The sequence below is a fragment of the Actinoplanes italicus genome, from assembly GCF_003001815.1.
Lineage (GTDB): Bacteria > Actinomycetota > Actinomycetes > Mycobacteriales > Micromonosporaceae > Actinoplanes > Actinoplanes italicus.
Genome location: NZ_PVMZ01000015.1, coordinates 62,625 through 83,907 on the forward strand (window position 1 = coordinate 62,625; position 21,283 = coordinate 83,907).

Here is a 21,283-nt window from a genome sequence, read left to right on the forward strand (position 1 = left end):
GCCCGTCATGCGGATCACCTGTGTGGGCGGCGGCCCCGCCGGCCTGTACTTCGCGACGCTGGCGAAGCTCGCGGACCCCGGCAACGAGGTCACCGTGCTGGAACGCAACCCGGCCGGGGTGACCTGGGGCTGGGGTGTGGTGTTCTGGGACGACCTGCTCGACGACCTGTTCACCTACGACCCGGTCAGCGCCGAGCGGATCTGGGACGCCGCGTACAAGTGGGACGAGTACGAGGTGCGCGCGACCGGCAAACCCACCACCCATCTGGCCGGGTACGGCTTCAGCCTGGGCCGTCACCGGCTGCTCGAGATCCTGGCCGAACGGGCCGTCGAGGCCGGTGTGGAGATCAGCTACTCCGACGAGCTGGCCGACCTCGGCGATCTGCCGCCGTCCGACCTGGTCGTGGCGTGCGACGGCGCGCGCAGCCGGGTCCGGGAGGCGCACGCCGAGCACTTCGGCGCCGAGGTGGAGATCGCCCGCAACAAGTACATCTGGCTGGGCACGCCGAAGGTCTTCGACACGTTCACCTTCGGGTTCGAGGAGACCCCGGCCGGCTGGGTGTGGTTCCACGCCTACCCGTTCGACGAGCACACCAGCACCTTCATCGTCGAGTGCACGCCCGCGACGTGGTCGGCGCTGGGCTTCGACGAGCTCGACGCGGCCGCCGGGACCGAGAAGCTGCGGCAGATCTTCGCGTCCCATCTGGACGGCGCGGAGCTGATCGACCAGCGCGCCGACCTGGGCGGCACCGGCTGGCTCAACTTCCGCCGGGTCACCGCCCAGCGCTGGGACCACGGCAACGTCGTGCTGATGGGCGACTCCGCGCACACCACCCACTTCGCGATCGGCTCGGGCACGAAGCTGGCCATGCAGGACGCGATGGCTCTGGCGGACGCGGTCGCCTCCGGTGACGATCTGCCGGTGGCCCTGGAACGTTACGAGCACCGCCGCAAGGCGGCCCTCGCGCCCCTGCAACGTGCGGCGCGGGCGAGCAGCAACTGGTTCGAGCACATGCCCGAGTACGCCCACCTGCCGGCCCGCCGGTTCTCGTACGCCCTGTCGAACCGCCGGGGTGAGTACGCGACGTGGCGGTACCTGCTGCACATGGCTACGCAGAGCACGGTCCCCCGCACGGTGCTGCGGTGGACGCTGAGCGCCCGCCGGTGGAGCCGGGCGCGGCGGCGCACCGACGCCACGAACGTCACGACCGGACACGCGATCCTGCCCAACACGGCGTAGCGACGCCCGCAGCGAAGGGATGACCGATGGCCGAAGGCGCCCTGTTGGAGCCCGGCGACCCGGCGTGGGAGGACGCGCTGCGGCGCGTCCACCACGACGTCTACCACCTGCCGGGGTACGTGACACTCGACGCCCGCCTGTCCGGGGGTACGCCGGTGGCGTTCCGCTACGACGAGATGGGACAGGTGCTGCTGCTGCCCCTCGTGTTGCGGCCGGTGCCGGGTACCGGGCTGCGTGACGCGGTCTCCCCGTACGGGTACCCCGGCCCGGTCAGCGACGTCCCACCCTCGGACATCGGTTTCTGGACACGCGCCGTCCGGCACATGGCGGCGCTGCTGCGCACCCACGACGTGATCACCGTCTTTGCCCGGCTGCATCCGCTGCTCCCGGCCCCGGCCGGCGCTCTCGCCGCGGCCGGAGCCGTGGTGCACCACGGTGAGACGGTGTCGGCGGATCTCTCGCTTCCGCCGGATCAGTTGTGGCAGGACACCCACCGGACCCACCGCAACCAGATCAACAAGGCGAAACGGGCCGGGGTGCGGATCGTCTTCGACGACTGGGACCTGCTCGAGGCGTGGGTGGCGACGTACCACTCGACGATGCGGCGGGTCGGAGCGACCGACTTCTACTTCTTCGGGATGGATCACTTCCACCGCCTGCGGGCCGCGCTCGGTGAGAACGTCCATCTGGCCGCGGCGGTCCGTGACGGCGAGGTGCTGGGCGGCAACCTGTTCTTCGCCTACCGGCGGATCATGCAGACCCATCTGCAGTCCACGCGGAACGGGCAGATCTGGTGGGCCGACAAACTGCTCTACCACGAGGTACGGCTGTGGGGGCGGGAGCGCGGCAACCTGGTGCACCACATCGGTGGCGGGGTGGGCGGCTCGGACGACTCGCTGTTCCGTTACAAGGCCGCGTTCGCGGCGGGGCGGCAGGATTTTCACACGTGGCGGGTGGTGACCGACCCGCTGGCAGTCGAGAAGCTGTGCGGCACGCCGACCGCGGAAATGATGTCGGGGCGGTTCCCGCCGTACCGATAAAGCCGTCGTTTCTGGTGCAGTATGTCTTTTATGGGACCGCGCACCGTAGACGAGTACGCCGAACACAACGCCCGCCTGCTCGACCGGGCCCGGATCAGCCGCCGCTCGGCCCTGCTGGCCGTGACCGCGGGCGCCGGCGGGCTGGTGTACGCCCGGTTCCGCGAGGCCGAGGCGGTGTTCGCGGCCGCGGGCGGCCGGGCCGGACGCGACGGCGTGGTCGTCTCCGGGCGGCACCTGTCGTTCGTGCCCACTGCCGACGGCACACCGCGCAACGTCATGGCGGTGACCGCACAGCTGGTCAGCAGCACCGGCAAGCTGCCGTCGAAGCTGCGCGCCGTCGTCGAGGTCGGCAGCGAGCCGGGCCGTTACGGCACCACGCACGACGCCGAGATCCGCCATCTGACCGGTGCCGATGCGATCGCGGGCGGCCCGGTGTGCAGCCAGTTCTACATGAAGGCGGTGCTCGACCGGCTCACCCCGGGTGCCGTGCACCACTACCGGATCCGGCTCTCCGACGGCACTGTCAGCGGCGACGCCCACTTCACCGCCGCACCCGCCCCGGCCGCCGCGGCGCCCTTCACGTTCACCGCGTTCGCCGACGTCGGCACCCACACCGCCCCCACCGACCCGCGTCACGCCTGGCACGAGCAGCCGGCCGTCGTACGCCGCGACGGAGGCCGCTGGCCGGCCGGTGTCTTCGACAACAACTCCTACCTGAGCACCGACCCGGTCGCCGGGGCCCACGGCACCGACCCGTGGCCGGCCGTCACTCAGATCGGCCTCATGCGCGCCCAGAAGCCGGCGTTCACGCTGCTCGCCGGGGACATCTGCTACGCCAACCCGACCGGCTCCGGCCTGCCCGCCGACGACTCGATGGCCATGTCCCGTACGGCGCCGCCGGGAACGAGCATGTTCAACCCGTACGTCTGGGACGTCTTCCTGAACCAGATCGAGCCGCTCGCCGCGTACGTGCCGTGGATGTTCGCGACCGGCAACCACGACATGGAGCCCATCCACGGCGATCACGGGTACGGCGGTCACCGCGCCCGGCTGGACCTGCCGTCGAACGGTCCGGGCGGCTGCCCGTCGGTCTATCGGTTCGTGCACGGCAACGTCGGTTTCGTCTCCGTCGACGCCAACGAACTGTCCGCCGAGTTGCAGACCAACACCGGGTACTCGGCCGGGGCACAGGCCCGATGGCTGGAGTCGGTGCTGCGTGAATGGCGGTCCGGCACCGCCGTCGACTTCATCGTGGCGTTCTTCCACCACTGCGCGTACGCGACCTCACACAACCACGCCTCCGATGGTGGCGTCCGCGACATTCTCGACCCGCTGTTCTCCCGTTACCGGGTCGACCTGGCCGTGCAGGGACACAACCACCAGTTCGAACGGACCGACCCGATCAGGTTCGGCAAGAAGACCCGTTCCGCACCGGACGGCTCCACGATCCGGCCCGCCGAGGACGGGGTGACCTACATCTGCGCCGGTTCCGGTGGACGGCCGCGCTACCCGTTCCGCCCGGCGCCCGGTCACGGGGCCCCGGCTCCCGACGGCGTCACCCCCCGCGGCCCGCAGGCACTTCCCGAGGGTGAGCGGTACCGCGGTCACCGCCCGACCGGCCGTGACAACAACACCGAGCACGTGGCCAACAGTTACGTGTGGGCGGCCACTCCGGCGACCACCGCGAAGGGCGGCCAGCGAACCGGGACGAGGGTGCCCGAGTCGGTGAACTGGTCTCAGGTCCGCTACGACGCCTACGCCTTCCTGGCGATCGACGTGGTCCCCGCCGCGCCCGGCCGGACGACCACGATGACGGTCCGCGCCGTGGCCGACGCTCTCCCCGGAAGCAAACAGCCCAGCAGCGAGATCGACCGGATCGTGCTGAGCCGCACCGCGGGACGGGGTCGCCTCACCTCCGGCCTGGTCGCGGCCACCGGGTCATGATCGGCCGCCGCCGGCCCCCTTGATCGAGGGAAGGAAGACCATGCCGTTCACTCACATCGCTCTCACATTGGCGCTGTTCCCGGGCTCTCTGCCGGCACCGCCGCCGGACGGGCTCGCCGACCGGCTGCTCACTCTGAAGGATCTGCCGACCGGCTACCGGCCCGCGCCGCACAATCCGTTCGGCTTCGGCATCGACGCTCTTTTCGACCCGGTCCACAACGCCGGAGATCGGTGCCGTCTGCCGATCGAGACGCCCGCTCGTGACACGGAACCCCGGCGCTCGGTGAGCGCCGTCTTCCAGAACGATGCCGAGGACACGCTGAGCACGGAATCCGTCACCGAGGTGCTCTCCGCCCCGGGAGCGAAGGACGCGACGGCCATCGTCGGCACCGCCGCGGCCCTGCCCGGCCGGTGTCCCTCCTTCGAGACGCCGGGATTCACCGTCTACCTCAAACCGCTGCCGCTGCCCCGCATCGGCGATGCCTCGGCCGCTTTCCAGGCGAACCTCAACCAGAAGGCGATCGGCTCGGAGCATTCCTATATCGATTCGTACATCGCCGACGTCGCCGTCGTGGCGAAGGGCGACGTGTCCGTGACCGTCGTCGTGTTCGGATTCTTCACCGAACACGAGATCTCACTGGCGGAGGTCACCCGCCGAGCCGTGGAGCTCGCCGGCTAGTGGCGGGTCGTCCACCGCGATCGTGTAGTTCTCGACCAGGCCGGCGAGGATCTCGTGGGTTCGGCGGAGTTCGGCCATCTGCGCCTCGATCCGCCGCAGCTCCTCGGTCAGGCGCGCGGACAGCCAGGGCGTGCGGATCGCCTCGTCGGCTACGCACGGCAGCACGTCGGCGATCGCACTGGTGGACAGGCCCGCTGCGAGCAGGGTCCGGATCAGGCCGACCCGCTCGGTGGCCGACTCCGGGTACCGGCGCTGACCACCCGGACCCCGGTCGCTGCTGAGGAGCCCCTGCTCCTCGTAGTAGCGCAGTGACCGCGCGCTGGCCCCGGTCGCGGCGCTGAGGTCACCGATCCGCATGCTGTCTCCCCGGTCACGTCGCCTTGACCCTTACATCAGTGTCAAGTTTTAGCGTCTTCCCATGACGACGACAACCCGCCCCGCCCCCACAGCCGGCCCCATCGCCCTGGCCACCCCGGCCCGCATCGCCGGCCTCGATCTGCCGAACCGCTTCGTGATGGCGCCCATGACGCGGTTCCACTCGCCGGGCGGTGTACCCACCGACGAGGTCGCCGCCTACTACCGCCGCCGGGCGGAGAACGGCATCGGCCTGATCATCACCGAGGGCACTCTCGTCGGACATCCCAGCGCGAGCCACGAGACCACCGTCCCGCGCATGACCGCCGGTGCCGCCGAGGCGGGCTGGCGCAAGGTCACCGACGCCGTCCATGCCGCCGGTGGCCGGATCGCCACCCAGCTGTGGCACCTGGGCAGTGAGCGCCGCCCGGTCGACGGCATCGCCGCCTGGACACCGTCGGGAACCACCGGCGCCCCGGAAGCAGGAGCCGCCGCGGAGTCGCTACCCATGCACACCATGACCACCGGCGACATCGACGTGATCGTCGCCGCCTTCGCCGAGTCCGCCCGGGTCGCGGCCCGCGCCGGGTTCGACGCCATCGAGATCCACGCCGCCCACGGCTACCTTCTCGACGAGTTCCTGTGGCCGGCGACCAATCGCCGCACCGACGCCTACGGCGGCTCCCCCGCGCGGCGTGCGGCCCTTCCGGCCGAGGTCATCCGCGCGGTCCGGGGCGAACTCCCGGTAATCATCCGCTTTTCACAGTTCAAAGAACGCGATTACGAAGCCCGTATCGCCGACTCCCCCGCCGAACTCGAGGCGATCCTCACGACTCTGGCCGACGCCGGCGCCGACGTCTTCCACGCCTCGCAGCGCCGCTTCTGGGAGCCGGCCTTTCCCGGCTCTCCGCTCAACCTGGCCGGCTGGGCCCGCAAACTCACCGGCCGTCCCTCGATCACCGTCGGCTCGATCGGCCTGAGCGGCGACCTCCCCTTCCCGCAGGCCATGTCCCGGCTGGGTGAAGGCCTGTCCGGCGGCGAGTTCGACCTGGTGGCGGCGGGTCGCATCCTGCTCGGCAACCCTGCCTGGGCCCGCCTGGTCACGGAGGGCCGGTTCGCCGAGATCCGTGATTACGAGAAGGCCCACGAGGACGTCTACTACTGAGCCGCCCCGGCCGCCGGAGCGTCGGCGCTCGCCGGCACCTCACCGGGATCCCCGTCGAGAGCGTTGCCGAGCAGCGTCCTCAGCGCTGCGGCATGTTCGGCCAGGGCCCGGCGGCCCGTGCCGGTGAGTCGTGCGGTGGCACGGCGGCCGGTGCGCCGGACCTCGACGTAGCCGGCGTCCTGCAAGCTGGTCAGCTGCTTGCTCAACGCCGAGTCGCTGAGGCCGGTGGCCTCCCGCAGATAGCTGAACTCGACGTGCGCGGCAGGCGCCAGCAGCGAGACCAGCGACAGACGGACCGGGAAGTGCAGCAGCTCGTTGAAACCGGGCGGCCGCCCCCCGGTCATGATGGGTCTCGCGTCGCGGCCGCGGCGCCCTGCGTCCAGCCGATCCCGATGATCCAGACCAGTGCGGCCGCCAGCCCGCCGATCGTGCCGTCCAACGGGACGTCATAGAGCCGCATCACGGAGCCGACGAAGATCGCGGCGACCAGCATGGCACCGATGAGCAGGGCGATCGGCAGGAACCGGAGAGCACCCATCCGCAGCCGCACGCCGGTGGCGAGCTCGAGACGCCGGGTCAGCAGGAGGGTCGCGGCGACACCGGCGACCACCATGCCGGACGCGGCCCAGCCGTGCGTGTCGGCGCTGGCCCACACGAGCGTCAGCGAAGCGGCGGACCCGAGCCGATACCAGATCGGGACGCGGCGTGGGCTCCCCCGTCGCAGCGTCTGCTCGGTGCGGCGGCGCATCTCGTCGAGCGCTTTCGAAGCCTCGTCGACCTCCATGTCGAACACCTTCCCCGTAGGCAACTGTTTCCAGTGAGGAAAATGTACACCCACTCTTTCCTCGAAGGCAAGAGTCCGAGGCGAGGAGCCTTCAAGGACAGGCGGGCCCAAAGTTCAGGCAGGCCCACAGGGGCGGCCCCGAACGACAGGCAGGCCCACGGGAGGCCGACCCCGAGGGCAGACGGGCCCCAGTGACAGGCCGGCCCCAGGCGGGGGCGAGGCAGGCAAGGGAGACCCGCAGGCGGACGAGGGATGACCCAGCCGGTATGACAAGGCGCAGATCAACCACAGGTCATTCATAGAGTTCGATGTTTCGATGCGGTTCCCCCAACGGCAGAAGGAGGAACCACATGCGGGACAACGAAGCCTTCGTACGCGAGGTCCACGACAAGGGCCTGGCCTACGACCTCCCCGTGATGACCAGACGGCGGATGCTGACGATCGGCGGGGCGGGCGCCCTGACCGTGGCCGGCGGCGGCACACTGCTCGGCGGCGCCGAGAAGGCCACCGCGGCCTGCGCCGCCGAGGTCGACTCGGAGACCGCCGGACCGTACCCGGCCGACGGCTCCAACGGCCCGAACGTCCGCGTGCTCTCCGGCATCGTGCGCAGTGACATCCGGTCGTCGTTCGGCACGTCGACGACCACCGCTCCGGGCGTACCGCTGCAGTTCTCCCTGACCGTCCTGAACGCGGCGTGCACGCCGACGGTCGGCGCGGCGGTCTACGCCTGGCACTGCGACCGGGCCGGACGGTACTCGCTCTACTCCTCCGGCGTGACGAACCAGAACTACCTGCGCGGCATCCAGGTGACCAACTCGACCGGGACGGTGACCTTCACCAGCATCTTCCCGGGCTGTTACGCGGGCCGCTGGCCTCACATCCACTTCGAGGTCTACTCGTCGCTGGCCGCGGCGACCAGCGCGTCCGGCCCGATCCGCAAGACGTCGCAGATCGCGCTGCCGGAGGCCGTCTCCAGGACGGTCTACAGCAGCGCGACCGGCTATTCGCAGAGCGTCGCCAACATGAGCCGGCTCACCCTCGCCGGCGACATGGTGTTCGGCGACGACCTGGCCGCGACCCAGATGGCGGCCGTGACCGGTTCGGTGTCGGCCGGTTACACGGCGCGCCTGACGATCACGGTTCCCTAACGCAGGGTTCCGTGCGGGTCCAGCACGTACTTCCGCGCCGCCCCCTGGTCGAACTCCTGGTATCCCCGCGGAGCCTCGTCCAGGGGGATCGGCGTGGCGTTGACGTTGCGGGCGATCGACACCCGGTCGTGCAGGATCGCCATCATGAGCTGATGGTTGTACTTCATCACCGGGCACTGGCCGGTGACGAACGAGTGCGACTTCGCCCAGCCCAGACCGAGCCGCAGCGAAAGCGAGCCGACCTTCGCGGCCTCGTCGACGCCACCGGGGTCTCCGGTGACATAGAGGCCGGGTACGCCGATCGCCCCGCCCGCCCGGGTCAGGTCCATCAGCGAGTTCAGCACGGTGGCCGGCATCTCGGTGGACGAGTCCCGCCCGTGCCCGCGTGCCTCGAAACCGACCGCGTCGACTGCCGAGTCGACCAGCGGCTGCCCGATCGCGGGAGCCGCCCGCCCGAGGATCTGCTGCACCTGCTCGACCGGGTCGCCGTGTGACACGTTGATGGTCTCGCAGCCGAAGCTGCGGGCCTGGGCGAGCCGTTCGTCGTTGAGGTCGCCGACGATGACGACCGCGGCCCCGAGCAGGAACGCCGAGGTGGCGGCGGCCAGCCCGACGGGCCCGGCGCCGGCGATGTAGACGGTGGAGCCGGTGGTCACGCCCGCGCTCACGCAACCGTGGTAGCCGGTGGGGAAGATGTCGCTGAGCATGGCCAGGTCGAGGATCTTCTCGAGTGCCTGGTCACGGTCGGGGAATCGCAGCAGGTTCCAGTCGGCGTACGGGACCATCACGTACTCGGCCTGTCCACCGACCCAGCCACCCATGTCGACGTAGCCGTACGCCGATCCGGGTCTGTCGGGGTTGACGTTGAGGCAGACTCCGGTCTTGCGCTCCTTGCAGTTGCGGCACCGGCCGCAGGAGATGTTAAACGGCACCGACACCACGTCGCCGACGCGCACGTATTCGACGTCCGGTCCCACGTCGACGACCTCGCCGGTGATCTCGTGGCCCAGCACGAGCCCGCCCGGGGCGGTGGTCCGCCCGCGGACCATGTGCTGGTCGCTGCCGCAGATGTTGCTGACGACGGTCTTGAGGATCGCGCCGTGCGGGGTGCGCCGTCCCACGTTCTCCTTGTTGACGCCGGGGCCGTCCTTGACCTCGTAGCTCGGGTACTCGATGTCGCGGACCTCGACGCGTCCGGGACCCTGGTAGACAACCGCTCTGTTGCCCATGGTGCCTCCTTCCGGTCTCCGCCAGTCTTTACCGGAATGTCCCAAGAACAGAACCGTCGGTAGTCGCGGATGATGAGACCCGGCGGATCGGCCGGAGCCGGGCCATGCCCCGCCGCCGGCAGGACCATCCCCGGCCGGTGCCGGCGGTGACGGCGGTCGTCAGCGTGACCTGCATATGGCTCGCGTCTCCGTACGGCCCGGCGCCGCTGCCGTTCGCGGTCGCCGGCCACACCGTCACCCGGCGGCTGCCGTGGCGGTCCGCCGCGATCGCCGCGCCGGTGCTGGCCGCGCACAATCTCAGCGACGGCCCGCAACTGAACGATCCGGCCGCCAGATCTTCGCGGCTGGCCCGGACCGCTGTTTCACGGGCGTCGAGACAGCGGTGCGGCACAGCCGGTGAACATGGACGTCCCCGGCCGCGGCTGGCCGGGGACGTCCGGGGCGGAGGGGGCGTTCGGGTTTTCAGACGGTTACCCCACTTGTGGTCGGGGCGGGCTCGGGGCTGGCGAGCGTGACGCGGGGGCTCGGCTCCTCGCGTGGGATCGGGACCGCACCGGCTCCGGCGGTCGGGCGGGGACGTCGCGGCAGGATGCCTCCGGAACTGCCGCCGCGTCCTGGGTAGATGTGCAGGCCGTGAACCGGATCGGGCACCGCGTCGAGGGCGGCGCGAACGACTGGGAGAGCGCGGAAGGCCGGCCAGATCTCCTCGTCGGCGAACGCGATCTCGAGGAGGACGCCCCAGGAGAAGGCTCGCCAGTGCCACTCGCGGGCACCGAACGAGATGCCGGAGGAGACGATCGTCTCCTGATGCATGTCGCGCCAGCGGCCCGCGGACGAATGCGGCCCGTCAACGATCTCGATCGACCACCAGTGCAGAGTCATATCGACCACCATCACGCCTTCAGGGTGCCCTCGATGCTACTGCCGCACAGAGATCGCCCGGGCGTATTCGGCACATCCGACCCTCAGATTGGCATCCGGAGCGGCCGCTCACCGAGATCTTGAGGACTTGCGGTGGCATTGAAGGCCAAACCTCACAAGATCGCCAAAAAACATGAGGTGAGGCGGCGGCGGGGCGGGGCGGTTCAGGCGGCGGAACTGCCGGAGTGGCGGCCGGACGGCAGGGCCGCATGCCGCCTCGCCGGTAACCGCCGCGCCCGCCGGACAGCGGGCTGTTCCCCGGCCGCCGCACGGGTCTCCGGCAACTGCGGCCCCGCCCAGGCGGGCAGGGCACCGGGCGCGCTGAACGTACGGTCCGGCGGTATCCACAGCGGCTGCGGCGCGTTCGGCGAGCCCCACCACAGGAACGTCCCGTACCCGCGGACCAGCGGCGGCTGCAACGCGGGCCAGTGCGCCTCCGGCGGGATGGCCAGCCGCCACGCCTCGGCGGGGAGCAGCGCTCCGGCACGGGGCGGCGGGACCACGACGGCGCCGGTGCCGGCGGGCACGGATTCGTCGCCGGCCGGTGCGACGGCGGCGGGCGCGGAGGCCAGGACGATGGCGGAGCCGACGGTGACGAGGCCGGCGGCGAGAGCGGGCAGTTCCCAGCCGGACCGTACGGTGTCGCCGATCAGGGTGAGGGCGATGATCGACGGCAGGACGACCTCGCCGGTCCAGTGGACGGCGGTGACCCGGCCGACCTCGCCGCCCTGGAGCGCGCCGGCGTACAGCAGCATGCCGGTCATCGCGAACGCGATCATCGTCCAGGTGACCGGCTCGGTGACGACGGCGACGAATCCGGTGGTGAACTGCCGCATCTCCTCCTCGGGGAACTGCAGGGCGCGGCCGGAGATGGCGGCGCCGCCGAGGGAGAAGCCGCCGACCAGGGCGATCAGCCCGGAACGGCCGGTCTTGGTGGCGCCCCAGCCGAGCAGCCAGAGGATGAGCAGCGCCGACACGAGTCCGATGCGGACCTGTGTGGACGGCAGCATCTCGTGCTGCTGGCCGGCGGAGAGGGCGAGGACGCCGAGGGCGGCGGTGGTGCAGACGATGGCGAACACGTCACGGCGGCGCAGCTTGGAGCCGAGGAACAGCCAGGCGGCGACGGCGGTGACGGCCAGCGAGGAGGCGAGCACCGACTCGACGACGTAGACGGCCAGGTGCTGCAGGGCGACGATGGCGCCGATCCAGGCGACGATGTCGAAGACGATGCCGATCAGGTAGAGCGGATGGCCGAGCGTACTGGCCGTGCTGTGGCTGCGTTTGGCGCCGATGGCCTGCAGGATCGATCCGGTCGCGTAACTGAACGCGCCGAACACGGCCATCCCCAGCGCGAACCAGCTCATGGAGGTCATAGCCCACCTCCCACATGATCACGCTCAGTGGATCGATCGGTCACTCTCGGATCATAGGACCCCGGAAAGATCCATGCGAGCGAATCCTTCGATCGTCTCCACCATCCGCTGCAGATCCCCCGGCGAGCACCGGTGATCGGCGGGCAGCGTCAGCACCCGGTCGGCCAGATCGGCCGCCTCGGCGTCACCGCTCCAGAATCCGTTGCGGTCCTGCCGCCAGTGCACCGGCGCGTAGATGCCGTGCCGCGCGAGATGCGCGAGCAACCCGTCCCGCGACGAGGCGGAGGGGCACAAGAGCTGCAAACGAAAACCTCCGACCCCTAATTTTGTACGGCTGTCGAGCGCCGCCCCCAGCTGAGTCGCATTTCGCGCGCTCGCCTGGCGTACAGCAGAAATGTCGAGAAGCGGCAGCACCGCGGCCGTGACCGCATGGGCCGAAGCCGCACTGCCGAGAAGTTGACGTTCGCCCTGCTGCTGCAGTGTCCGGAACTGATCCTTGGGAACCGGCTGCCCGTCCCGCCAGGCGGCCTTGAGCAGCATGGCCGCGAGCTTGAGATCGGCGCCCCTGGACCCACCGGCGACCGGGCGGGGCAGTTCGAGACCGCGCGGCGACCACAGCAGTCCCCCGTCCGGCAGCGGCAGCGTCTTGCGCAGCGAGGCGACGGCGTAGTGCGCCGCGCTGTCGCGGGACCAGTCGCTGAACGGGTCATGCGAGTGGTCCTCGATCACCGTGACGCCCGGATGTCCGGTGATCCACCCGGCCCAGGGCGCGCCGTCCTCGCGTCCGAAAAGGTTCTGCGTGAGGACCACGTCGCCCGGCCGGGGACGCAAGGTCTCCCAGCGCACGCCGCCGGAGTCGGGCAGGTGCCGGTACCAGGCGATCGACACCTGCCGGGACAGGTACTCGGCGACGCCCATGCAGAAGTACGACGGCACGTGCAGCCGGCCGGCCGGCGCGAGCAGGCGCAGCAGTTCGCTGAGCGCACCGCATCCGGTGGCGAAGAGCTCGCGCCGTCCGGGCAGCCAGCCGGGCAGACCGCCCCGCTCGGGATCGAGCAGGGCGGCCGGGTCCCAGTGGAACTCCGAGCCGATCTCGGACATCGGCTCAGGCGGCACGGCTGACTTCCGGCTGCTCGACGGCAGCCTGCTGGCGACCGATATTGATCTGGTCGACGTGGACCGGAGGCTCGTCCCGGTTCAGGCTGATCGCGGTCCGCCACATGATCTTCAGGTCGAGCAGCGGCGACCAGTTGTCGACGTACCAGCGGTCGAGGACGAAACGCTGCGCCCAGTCGATGTCGTCCCGCCCGTTGACCTGGGCCCACCCGGTGATGCCGGGCTTCACCTCGAGGCGGCGGGCGTCGTCGGCCGAGTAGCAGGCGACCTGCGGCAGCACGTCCGGGCGCGGGCCGACCAGGTTCATGTGCCCGGCCAGCACGTTGAGCAGCTGGGGCAGCTCGTCGAGGCTGGTACGCCGCAGGAAGCGCCCGCACCGGGTGATGCGCGGGTCGTTCTCGACCAGGCCGAACGGGTCGTCGATGCCGAGCTGGGCGCTCATCGCGACCGAGTTGTGCACCATCGAGCGGAACTTGAGCATCCGGAACGGGACGCCTCCCTTGCCGGCCCGGTCCTGGACGAAGAGGACGCCCTTGCCGTCGGCGATCCGGATCCAGGCGGCGATCGCCAGGATCACGGGCGCCAGCAGGATGATCATGACGAGTGCGGTCAGACGGTTGAGACCGTTCCAGATCAGACGCACGATTGTTCTCCCCTTACAGCGACGCTTGCAGCGGCGCTCGCAGCGACGGTCACAGCGACTCGACGGCCGGCCCGGTGAGCCGATGCCGGGTGTCCAGCACGTAGGGCGCGTGCTCGAGCACGAGGTCCAGGTCGAAGGCGTCGTGGTCGGCGAGCAGGACCACGGCGTCGGCGTCGGCGAGCTGCTCGGCGGTGAGCGGCACCATCGCGACCCGGCTGTCGACGTGGGCGTCCTCGACCACATGGGGGTCGGCGGCCCGTACGTCCGCCCCCATCTCCAGCAGCAGCGAGGCGACACGCCGCGCCGGCGACTCCCGGGCGTCGCCGGTGTTCTTCTTGTAAGCCAGGCCGAGCAGCAGGATCGTCGAGCCGTTGACCGACTTGCGCCGCTTGTTGAGCGCGGCCACGAGACGGCGCGCCACGTAGTCGGGCATGTGGTTGTTGATGTCGTTGGCGAGCTCGACGAAGCGGAAGCTCTGGCCGAGCGTCCGCTGGACCCGCCACGACAGGTAGGACGGGTCGATCGGCAGGCAGTGCCCGCCGACGCCGGGACCGGGCACGAACCGCATGTAGCCGAACGGCTTCGACGATGCGGCGTCGATCGCCTCCCAGACGTTGATGCCGAGCTCGTGTGCGTACACCGCCAGTTCGTTGACCAGGGCGATGTTGACGTGCCGGAAGGTGTTCTCGAGCAGCTTGGCCAGCTCCGCGACCTTCGGGTCGGAGACCGGCACGGTCTTCTCCACGACCGACGCGTAGAACGCCTGCACCATCGCCAGCGACGCCGGGTTCATGCCGGACACCACCTTCGGCGTGGTGACCAGGTTCCACTCCCGGTTGCCCGGGTCGATGCGCTCGGGGCTGTAGCCGAGGTGGAAGTCGACCCCGGCGATCAGGCCGGAGCCCTCCTCCAGCAGCGGCGCCACCAGCTCGGTGGTGGTGCCCGGATAGGTGGTCGACTCGAGGGCGACGGTCGCGCCCGGCCGCAGGTAGCGGGCCAGGGTGCGGGCCGAGTCCTCGATGTAGGTCAGGTCCGGGCTGCCGTCGCGCAGCGGCGTCGGGACGGCGATCACCGCGACGTCGAAGCCGGCGCACGAGCGCGGGTCCGACGACGGGTGGAAGGAACCGGTGGCCAGGACCTTCTGCAGGTCGGCCGAGGAGACGTCGTCGACGTAGGACTCCCCGGCGGCGAGCCGCTTGATCCGCTCGTCGTCGACGTCGAAGCCGACCACGGTGTGCCCGACCTCGGCCGCGCGGACCGCGAGCGGCAGCCCCACGTAACCCTGACCGGCGATGACGACCCGCATGGGGGTTCTCTCCTTAAGAATTCTCTTGGCCCGGGGCTTGTGCCTGCGGCTCATGAGCGCCGGCCCGGTGGCACGGCGGCGGTCTCGGGACGGCGCTGCTTGGTGGTGATCACCGGGTGCGGCTTCTTCGGCAGCGCCGGGCTGTCGGCCAGCCAGTGCAGGACGGCGATCAGGTCCTCACGCGGCGACGACGGGTCGAGCAGCGAGAGCACGGCGCCGTCCAGCGGCGGCACCGGCGCCTGTGAGATGAGCGGGTGGTTCGGCCGGTGGTCCGGCTCGTCCGGCCCGAGCAGCACCTCGGCGAGCTTCTCGGCCGGTCGCAGCCCGGTGTAGACGATCTGGATGTGCTGGTCGGCGGCGTCGGCGATGCGCTTGGCCACATCGGCGATGCGTACCGGCTCGCCCATGTCGAGGATCAGCACCTCACCCTTGCTCTCCAGAGCGCCGGCCTGGATGACCAGCCGCACCGCCTCCTGGACCGTCATGAAGTAGCGGGTCACGTCCGGATGCGTGACGGTGATCGGGCCACCGGCCTCGACCTGGGCGGCGAACGCGGTCAGCACCGACCCGCGGGACCCGAGCACGTTGCCGAACCGGACACTGCAGTAGGTGCCGCTCGCGGTGGCGTCGGCGGCCGCGGTCAGCCGCTCGGTGATCCGCTTCGAGTAGCCGAGGACGCTGCAGGGGTCGGCGGCCTTGTCGGTGGAGATGTTGACGAGGCGGTCGACGTTGTGGCGCATCGCGGTCTGCAGGATCTGGTACGTGCCGATGATGTTGGTCTTGAGCGCCTCGGACGGGTGCATCTCCAGCAGCGGCAGGTGCTTGAGGGCCGCGGCGTGGAAGACCACGTGCGGCTTGTGCTCGGTGAACACCTCGTCGAGGCGCTGCTGGTCGCGGATGTCGGCGACCACGAGGTTGCGGTCGTCGAGCTGCCCACGGCCGTCGATCGACAGCTGCACCGCGTGCAGGCCGGATTCGTCGCGGTCCAGCATGACCAGCTTGGCCGGGTTGAACCGGGCCAGCTGGCGGCACAGCTCCGAGCCGATCGAGCCGCCCGCGCCGGTGACGAGCACGCGGCGGCCCTCCAGGTAGCCGGCGACGGCGGCCAGGTCGATGCCGACCTCGCGCCGTCCGAGCAGGTCCTCGTGGCTGACCGGGCGGATGTCCTCGACCCGAACGGTTCTTCCGAACAACTCCACCACCGGCGGTACGACCTTGAGGTCGACGTTGAGCGGCTGTGCCAGGTCGGTCAGCTTCCGGATGAGGTCGGCGCTCGCACTGGGGATCGCGATGACCACGGCCTCGGCCCGGAACTTGCGGACCACCTCGGCCATGTCGTCGCGGGTGCCGCAGACCGGCACGTCCATCACCCGGAAGGTGCGCTTGGCCGGGTCGTCGTCGAGCAGGGCGACCGGGACGTACGGGCTGCGCGGGCTGCGCAGCATGGCCCGGATGACCTGGGTGGCGCCCTCTCCGGCACCCATCACGACGACCCGCGTGCCCTGCTCCGGCGACGGCCGCAGCCGGCTGTCCTGCATCGACCGGACCGTGTAACGCATGCCCGCGGCGAGGACCAGGGTGATCAGGCCGGCGCCGATGATCGCCGAGCGCGGCACCAGACGGCCGAGCAGCGTGTCCAGGAGCAGCAGCGCGGGCGTGGTGACCGCGGCGGTGCGGACCAGGGCGGCGATCTCCTCGAAGCAGCCGTACGCCCAGCGTCCGGTGTAGAGGCCGAAGTGGATTCCGGCCGCGGTGTGCACCACCGCGGCGACCGCGGAGAGCACCACCAGGCCGAGGAAATGGACCTCGGCGACGTCGCCGTCATGGCGCAGCAGCGTCGCGATGAGCAGCGCGGTGGCCAGCGCCGCCGCGTCGGTGACCGCACGCGCCGCGCGGCCTGGCAGGGCTCGGCGGTGCCACGGAACCGGGTGAGGACCCGGGCCGCGCCAGTCGCCGGGAGTCGCGTCGGCGCTGGTGTCGCCGGACGCTCGTCGCCGTACCTGCATGGATTCCCCCTCGTACGATGCCGGCCCGGGCCGGCCGCGGATCCTTCGCTCGGACAAGGCGTGCTTCGAGACAAACTTCAAGACAAAGAGAAGCGAGTCGGCCCAATTGCATTTCCGGACATGAAATGCGCGCCGAGACTCGCTTGCGCAACGCCCCTTTCGACCGATCGCAAAATTAGAGTTGCAGCCGGGGCGGGCGGTTCACAGTAGCAATTGTCATGGGCTATGTGAACAATCCTCACTTTCGCCGTTCTATTGAGGACAGGACCTTGATCGGCATTTGTGGTGGATACTTCCGGGCAGCCTGGGATAGCCATTCGGCGGAGGATGTCATATCGACAGTGAGAAGCTCTCGCCTTAGGCGTGACATCTGCGACTTGAAGTTGTGACGCACTTTCGGCAGCGTCTTCAAGGCGGGTGTCGCAAGCGTTCTGTCGAGAATGCGACCGGGGGACAAAGGATGAGGGTGCTGCATGTCATCAGCACACTGGAACCGGGTGCGGCCGGGCATCAGCTGCGATTGCTGGTGCGCCGGCTGCCGTACGACAGTGAGGTCGTCACGCTGGACACCGGCGGCGGCCTGACCGGTACGCGGGTGCATCGCGTCGGCAGCGCACGGGACCACGACCCGGCCGCCGTGCGGAGACTGCGCCGGCTCATGCGCTCCGGCCGGTACGACCTGGTGCACACCCACCTGTACCGGGCCGGGGTACAGGGCCGCATCGCCGCCCGGCTGGCCGGCATCCGGCACGTGGTCGCCAGCGAACACCACCTGGGCGCCGAGATCATCGAGGGGCGACCGGTCTCCCCCGGCGTCCGGGCGCTCTACCTGGCCGGGGAACGGCTCGGCCAGGTCACCATCGCCCCCTGCCCGGCGATCGCCGCACGGCTGCGCTCGTGGGGCGTACCGGACGAGCGGATCACCACGATCCCGAAGGCGATCGACGCGGGCGAGTTCCGGTTCGACCGGGGCGTACGGGCCGCGACCAGAGCCCGGCTCGGCATCGAGGAGGACCGGGCCGTCATCGGCGGCGTCGGCCGGCTCGAACCGGACAAGCGGTTCGATCTGCTGATCCGCGCGATCACCGAGGTGCCGGACGCGATGCTGCTGCTCGTCGGCGACGGCTCGGCACGCGCCGCCCTGGAACGCCTCGCCGAGATCGAGGGCGTCGCCGACCGGGTACGGTTCGCCGGGCCGGTCGGCCACCCGCGCGAGATGCTGTGCGCCATGGACGTCTTCGCCTCCCCCGACCAGTCCTCGTTCGGCCTGGCCACGCTGGAGGCGGTGGCCAGCGGACTGCCGGCCGTGTACGGGTCGTGCCTGCCGCTCGAGGAACTGACCGCCGCACGCACCCCGGTCCGCGGCACCTTCCGGCTCTCCCAGGACCGCGAGTCACTGCCCCGCGCCCTGCGCACCGAGATGCTGTGTCTCGCCGAACGGCGCGGGGAGCGGCTGCCGGCCCGGTCCGCGGGCGAGCCGTACGACGCCGACCGGCTGGCCGACTCGGTGGGCAGCCTCTACGAGCGGATCTCGGCCCGGCCGGTGAAACGCCGGGTCATCGGACCGCTGCTGGGGTCGCGCGGCCGGTTCGGGCGAAAGAACAGCTTTCCACTGCCCGGCGGAAGCGTGCGTAACGCATGAGCCGGCGGAACGCCAGATAACCGAGCCAGGTGCCGAACGTGTTCGACATAAGGTCGTTCACATCCGCCCACCGGTTGCCGTCCAGGGTGAACAGCATGACCAGTTGCGTCGTCTCGATGGCCAGGCTGACGAGGAACCCGATCCGCACCAGCCGGCCCTCCTCCCGGATGCCGAACAGCAGGAACAGCAGGCCGGCCAGCGGCAGCGTCATCACCGTGTTCAGCAGGAAGTCGAGCGGCCGCATCTCCAGCAGCGGGATGAAGATGAACCGGTACTGGTCCGGGTCGTAGGCGCCGCCCCAGGCCAGATGCATCGGCAGCAGCGTCGCGCCGAGAACGGCCACCGCGTACCACCCGGCGAACCAGCCCAGGGCCAGCCGGGCGGGAGTCAGCAGCCCCCGCCGGTGCAGGAAAAGGCCGGTCACGATCATCAGGGCGAAACCCAGGGGCAGAAGTACGGGCAGCGCCGGGATGTCGAATTGGTGGGTTGGCATCCGTTCCCACGCTACCCGCGCGCCGCGACCGTCAACGGAGCCAGCCCTCCTTACGGGCGATACGAATCGCGTCGAGCCGATTGCGGGCGCGGGTCTTGGAAATGATCGCGGAAAGGTAATTGCGGACCGTCCCACTGGACAGATAGAGACGCCCGGCGATCTCCTTGACCGACTCCCCCTCCGCGGCCAGGCCGAGCACCTCCAGCTCACGGGTGCTCAGCCCGCGATCGGTGTTGAGCGAGGCGGCCTGCAGCATCGGCGACACCACCCGCTCACCCCGCGCCAGCCGGCGCACCGTGTCCGCCAGCATCGCCGGCGAGGTGTCCTTGACCAGGAAGTTGAGCCCGCCGTTCCACCGGCGCGGCGGCAGCATGCCGCGCTTCGACGGGTCGCACAGCAGCAGCATCGAGCACGACGGGATGGCCGCGTGCAGCTGGTCGGCCAGCGGCAGGACCTGACTGACCATGTACTGCGTGTCGATCACGACGACCGCGGGCCACAACTGCGCGGCACGCTGCGCCAGATCACCACCGATCGGCAGGGTGTCGACGTAATGCATGTCCGGTTCGGTCTCGAGGAACGCGCGCACCGCGACGCCGAAGTATCCCTCGTCTCGCACCACAACGACCCGGATCATCACACCACCCTCTGCGATGGACGCCGGCGCCGGCCGGTTCGTCGACCTGTCTGGAACGCAGGAAGCACATACCTTTCTATCGCCCCGTGTCCATTCGGACGATCGCGGGTCGACAGATCTTCCATTGATCGGGGAAAACGGCTGTCCTCCCAGTTCACAGGCATTTCGTGCCAATAGGGATCTCCACTGGACACACACTTAACGTATCGGGCCGGCGCACTCTGCGCACCTGCCCATAGCCGATCGAACGAGTCAGGTATGCCGGATCAACGAATCAGGGAGACGAAATGACCGGGACATCGATCGGTTACCCGTCGGAAACCCGGTCGATGTCCCACTTTTTCTGGACCAAACGTACAACAAACTGATCGATTTTCGCCATTCCGATCACCTGAAAGTGATAACGGTTCCCTCCTTGCAACCGGACCGTTATCCACTCAATTCAAGATCCCTTGAAAACCGAGCCGAACTCACGCGACCGAAAAGGATTACCAATTCCCCCCACCGGGTGACCCGCCCGCCGGCCCGCCATCCACCCATTCCGGACATGCCACCCATTCCCCGCTCAGCACTGTCGCCGCACCTCTCGGCCGCACCTGAGCCATGTATCCGACACCCCGAACCACTCCTCAGGTACGCCCCAGCCCATCACCCAACCGCCGCACCAACCTCCTCCCGGCCCTTCCCCAGCGCGAGGCACCGTGATCCGCCAGACCGCACGCTCCGGCCCACCCACACGAGCGCGAACACCAGCCCCGCCACCCATTCCCGGCCCACCCACACCACCGCGTACACCCGCCCCGCCAACCACCCCCGGCCCACCCACACCACCGCGAACACCCGCCCCGCCAACCGCACGCTCCTAACAACCGCGACCACCCGATCCAGCCGCATCCAGCGCAGATTCCGCTAGAGAGCTTCGTAGTCGGGGTGTGAAGGCGAGCCGCATCGGGTCTCGGATACGGCTCGCGGGTTCCCCGCGGATGGCTGTCTGGCTGAGTCGTCGGCGGTGCTCGGCCCGAGGCCCGGCTCGGTGAAGCCGGCCTGGGCTACGCCTCGCGGCCCGATACCGCCACGTTCCGATGCTGGACGATCAACTACGGCCGTTTTTCAGGTCGGGCTCCGGGATACGGCTGCCTCCCGCGCCGGGAAGGGTTCCCCGGCCACAGCCGGACGATCAAGAGGCGCTGGGAAGGGTCCGCCTGCCACAGCCGAACGATCAAAGACGCCAGGAAGGGCCCGCCACCCACAACCGAACGATCAAAGACGCCAGGAAGGGCCCGCCACCCACAACCGAACGATCAACAGCCACCCGAACCGGCGCCGCAGCTGGCGGGCTGGACCCTGACGACGAAGGGTCTCTAGACCGCACACCTGACCTTCCCGCAACAGCGCGAGCATCGTGCTCCACCGGACCGCATCCTGACACGCCCGCAACAGCGCGAGCGTCGTACTCCACCAGACCTCGCACCTGACCCGCACAGATCAGCGCCGACCTCACGGTGCGCAAGACCGCGTGCCGGTGGGCGGGCCACCTGCCGTCTGCAGCTCTGCGCCGATGGC

Annotated in this window: 19 protein-coding genes; 7 read left to right on the forward strand and 12 right to left on the reverse strand. The window is 70.0% G+C overall.

Annotated elements, in window-relative coordinates:
* Positions 1–7: 7 nt before the first annotated feature.
* From CLV67_RS31380 to CLV67_RS31395, 4 genes are read left to right on the forward strand one after another with little or no spacing between them, the layout of a single operon-like run.
* The gene (locus CLV67_RS31380; protein WP_106324866.1) at positions 8–1,240 is read left to right on the forward strand and encodes an FAD-dependent monooxygenase; all 1,233 of its coding nucleotides are present in this window, start codon (positions 8–10) and stop codon (positions 1,238–1,240) included.
* 26 nt (positions 1,241–1,266) lie between these two features.
* Positions 1,267–2,280 (forward strand): GNAT family N-acetyltransferase, encoded by a 1,014-nt coding sequence (locus CLV67_RS31385; RefSeq protein ID WP_106324868.1) that lies wholly within the window; start codon positions 1,267–1,269, stop codon positions 2,278–2,280.
* Positions 2,281–2,310: 30 nt separating this feature from the next.
* Positions 2,311–4,224: a purple acid phosphatase family protein gene (locus tag CLV67_RS31390; protein ID WP_307833895.1), complete on the forward strand. Its 1,914-nt coding sequence runs from the start codon at positions 2,311–2,313 to the stop codon at positions 4,222–4,224.
* Between the two features lie 40 nt (positions 4,225–4,264).
* The gene (locus CLV67_RS31395; protein ID WP_106324872.1) at positions 4,265–4,903 is read left to right on the forward strand and encodes a hypothetical protein; all 639 of its coding nucleotides are present in this window, start codon (positions 4,265–4,267) and stop codon (positions 4,901–4,903) included.
* Here CLV67_RS31395 and CLV67_RS31400 read toward each other — a convergent pair.
* Positions 4,859–5,260 carry a MerR family transcriptional regulator gene (locus CLV67_RS31400; protein WP_106324874.1) on the reverse strand — a complete coding sequence of 134 codons (402 nt, stop codon included), beginning with the start codon at positions 5,258–5,260 and terminating at the stop codon, positions 4,859–4,861. The genes CLV67_RS31395 and CLV67_RS31400 overlap by 45 nt on opposite strands.
* Before the next feature lie 61 nt (positions 5,261–5,321).
* Between CLV67_RS31400 and CLV67_RS31405 the strand changes: the two genes are divergently transcribed.
* The gene (locus CLV67_RS31405; RefSeq protein ID WP_106324876.1) at positions 5,322–6,422 is read left to right on the forward strand and encodes an oxidoreductase; all 1,101 of its coding nucleotides are present in this window, start codon (positions 5,322–5,324) and stop codon (positions 6,420–6,422) included.
* On the opposite strand, the gene CLV67_RS31410 is transcribed toward CLV67_RS31405, so the two are convergent.
* Together CLV67_RS31410 and CLV67_RS31415 are read right to left on the reverse strand one after the other, a co-directional pair.
* Entirely contained in the window at positions 6,416–6,766 is a 351-nt protein-coding gene (locus CLV67_RS31410) for a transcriptional regulator (protein WP_106324877.1), read from the reverse strand. The two genes, CLV67_RS31405 and CLV67_RS31410, sit on opposite strands and share 7 nt — an antisense overlap.
* Entirely contained in the window at positions 6,763–7,206 is a 444-nt protein-coding gene (locus CLV67_RS31415) for a hypothetical protein (protein ID WP_106324879.1), read from the reverse strand. The genes CLV67_RS31410 and CLV67_RS31415 overlap by 4 nt, the downstream gene beginning before the upstream one ends.
* Positions 7,207–7,556: 350 nt before the next feature.
* Between CLV67_RS31415 and CLV67_RS31420 the strand changes: the two genes are divergently transcribed.
* Positions 7,557–8,354, forward strand: coding sequence for a dioxygenase family protein (locus CLV67_RS31420; protein WP_106324881.1), 798 nt, complete (start codon positions 7,557–7,559; stop codon positions 8,352–8,354).
* On the opposite strand, the gene fdhA is transcribed toward CLV67_RS31420, so the two are convergent.
* The 7 genes from fdhA to CLV67_RS31460 all read right to left on the reverse strand — a co-directional run bounded on the left by fdhA (position 8,351) and on the right by CLV67_RS31460 (position 16,948).
* On the reverse strand, positions 8,351–9,583 hold the full coding sequence (gene fdhA, locus CLV67_RS31425; RefSeq protein WP_106324883.1) for a formaldehyde dehydrogenase, glutathione-independent: 1,233 nt from the start codon (positions 9,581–9,583) through the stop codon (positions 8,351–8,353). The two genes, CLV67_RS31420 and fdhA, sit on opposite strands and share 4 nt — an antisense overlap.
* 462 nt (positions 9,584–10,045) lie before the next feature.
* Positions 10,046–10,465: a hypothetical protein gene (locus CLV67_RS31435; RefSeq protein ID WP_106324887.1), complete on the reverse strand. Its 420-nt coding sequence runs from the start codon at positions 10,463–10,465 to the stop codon at positions 10,046–10,048.
* Positions 10,466–10,668: 203 nt separating this feature from the next.
* On the reverse strand, positions 10,669–11,877 hold the full coding sequence (locus CLV67_RS31440) for a hypothetical protein (protein ID WP_106324889.1): 1,209 nt from the start codon (positions 11,875–11,877) through the stop codon (positions 10,669–10,671).
* 51 nt (positions 11,878–11,928) lie between these two features.
* On the reverse strand, positions 11,929–12,978 hold the full coding sequence (locus tag CLV67_RS31445; RefSeq protein WP_106324891.1) for a hypothetical protein: 1,050 nt from the start codon (positions 12,976–12,978) through the stop codon (positions 11,929–11,931).
* 4 nt (positions 12,979–12,982) lie between these two features.
* Positions 12,983–13,636: a sugar transferase gene (locus tag CLV67_RS31450; RefSeq protein WP_239166773.1), complete on the reverse strand. Its 654-nt coding sequence runs from the start codon at positions 13,634–13,636 to the stop codon at positions 12,983–12,985.
* 49 nt (positions 13,637–13,685) lie between these two features.
* Positions 13,686–14,942: a nucleotide sugar dehydrogenase gene (locus tag CLV67_RS31455; RefSeq protein ID WP_106324893.1), complete on the reverse strand. Its 1,257-nt coding sequence runs from the start codon at positions 14,940–14,942 to the stop codon at positions 13,686–13,688.
* A 50-nt stretch (positions 14,943–14,992) separates the two neighbouring features.
* On the reverse strand, positions 14,993–16,948 hold the full coding sequence (locus CLV67_RS31460; RefSeq protein WP_106324895.1) for a nucleoside-diphosphate sugar epimerase/dehydratase: 1,956 nt from the start codon (positions 16,946–16,948) through the stop codon (positions 14,993–14,995).
* 460 nt (positions 16,949–17,408) lie between these two features.
* Here CLV67_RS31460 and CLV67_RS31465 point away from each other — a divergent pair, with 460 nt between their 5' ends.
* Positions 17,409–18,590: a glycosyltransferase gene (locus tag CLV67_RS31465; RefSeq protein ID WP_106324897.1), complete on the forward strand. Its 1,182-nt coding sequence runs from the start codon at positions 17,409–17,411 to the stop codon at positions 18,588–18,590.
* Here the strand turns inward: CLV67_RS31465 and CLV67_RS31470 are convergent.
* Positions 18,505–19,083, reverse strand: coding sequence for a VanZ family protein (locus tag CLV67_RS31470; protein WP_106324899.1), 579 nt, complete (start codon positions 19,081–19,083; stop codon positions 18,505–18,507). The genes CLV67_RS31465 and CLV67_RS31470 overlap by 86 nt on opposite strands.
* A 31-nt stretch (positions 19,084–19,114) precedes the next feature.
* Entirely contained in the window at positions 19,115–19,720 is a 606-nt protein-coding gene (locus CLV67_RS31475; RefSeq protein WP_106324901.1) for a response regulator transcription factor, read from the reverse strand.
* Positions 19,721–21,283 lie beyond the last annotated feature (1,563 nt).

Bases quoted from the DNA above. Each gene is read 5' to 3' on its own strand.
- CLV67_RS31405 (WP_106324876.1), top strand. From the start codon at position 5,322: ATGACGACGACAACCCGCCCCGCCCCCACAGCCGGCCCCATCGCCCTG.
- CLV67_RS31440 (WP_106324889.1), bottom strand. From the start codon at position 11,877: ATGACCTCCATGAGCTGGTTCGCGCTGGGGATGGCCGTGTTCGGCGCG.
- CLV67_RS31445 (WP_106324891.1), bottom strand. From the start codon at position 12,978: ATGTCCGAGATCGGCTCGGAGTTCCACTGGGACCCGGCCGCCCTGCTC.
- CLV67_RS31435 (WP_106324887.1), bottom strand. From the start codon at position 10,465: ATGACTCTGCACTGGTGGTCGATCGAGATCGTTGACGGGCCGCATTCG.
- CLV67_RS31415 (WP_106324879.1), bottom strand. From the start codon at position 7,206: ATGGAGGTCGACGAGGCTTCGAAAGCGCTCGACGAGATGCGCCGCCGC.
- fdhA (WP_106324883.1), bottom strand. From the start codon at position 9,583: ATGGGCAACAGAGCGGTTGTCTACCAGGGTCCCGGACGCGTCGAGGTC.
- CLV67_RS31380 (WP_106324866.1), top strand. From the start codon at position 8: ATGCGGATCACCTGTGTGGGCGGCGGCCCCGCCGGCCTGTACTTCGCG.
- CLV67_RS31390 (WP_307833895.1), top strand. From the start codon at position 2,311: ATGGGACCGCGCACCGTAGACGAGTACGCCGAACACAACGCCCGCCTG.
- CLV67_RS31455 (WP_106324893.1), bottom strand. From the start codon at position 14,942: ATGCGGGTCGTCATCGCCGGTCAGGGTTACGTGGGGCTGCCGCTCGCG.
- CLV67_RS31470 (WP_106324899.1), bottom strand. From the start codon at position 19,083: ATGCCAACCCACCAATTCGACATCCCGGCGCTGCCCGTACTTCTGCCC.
- CLV67_RS31400 (WP_106324874.1), bottom strand. From the start codon at position 5,260: ATGCGGATCGGTGACCTCAGCGCCGCGACCGGGGCCAGCGCGCGGTCA.
- CLV67_RS31465 (WP_106324897.1), top strand. From the start codon at position 17,409: ATGAGGGTGCTGCATGTCATCAGCACACTGGAACCGGGTGCGGCCGGG.
- CLV67_RS31420 (WP_106324881.1), top strand. From the start codon at position 7,557: ATGCGGGACAACGAAGCCTTCGTACGCGAGGTCCACGACAAGGGCCTG.
- CLV67_RS31395 (WP_106324872.1), top strand. From the start codon at position 4,265: ATGCCGTTCACTCACATCGCTCTCACATTGGCGCTGTTCCCGGGCTCT.
- CLV67_RS31460 (WP_106324895.1), bottom strand. From the start codon at position 16,948: ATGCAGGTACGGCGACGAGCGTCCGGCGACACCAGCGCCGACGCGACT.
- CLV67_RS31385 (WP_106324868.1), top strand. From the start codon at position 1,267: ATGGCCGAAGGCGCCCTGTTGGAGCCCGGCGACCCGGCGTGGGAGGAC.
- CLV67_RS31475 (WP_106324901.1), bottom strand. From the start codon at position 19,720: ATGATCCGGGTCGTTGTGGTGCGAGACGAGGGATACTTCGGCGTCGCG.
- CLV67_RS31410 (WP_106324877.1), bottom strand. From the start codon at position 6,766: ATGACCGGGGGGCGGCCGCCCGGTTTCAACGAGCTGCTGCACTTCCCG.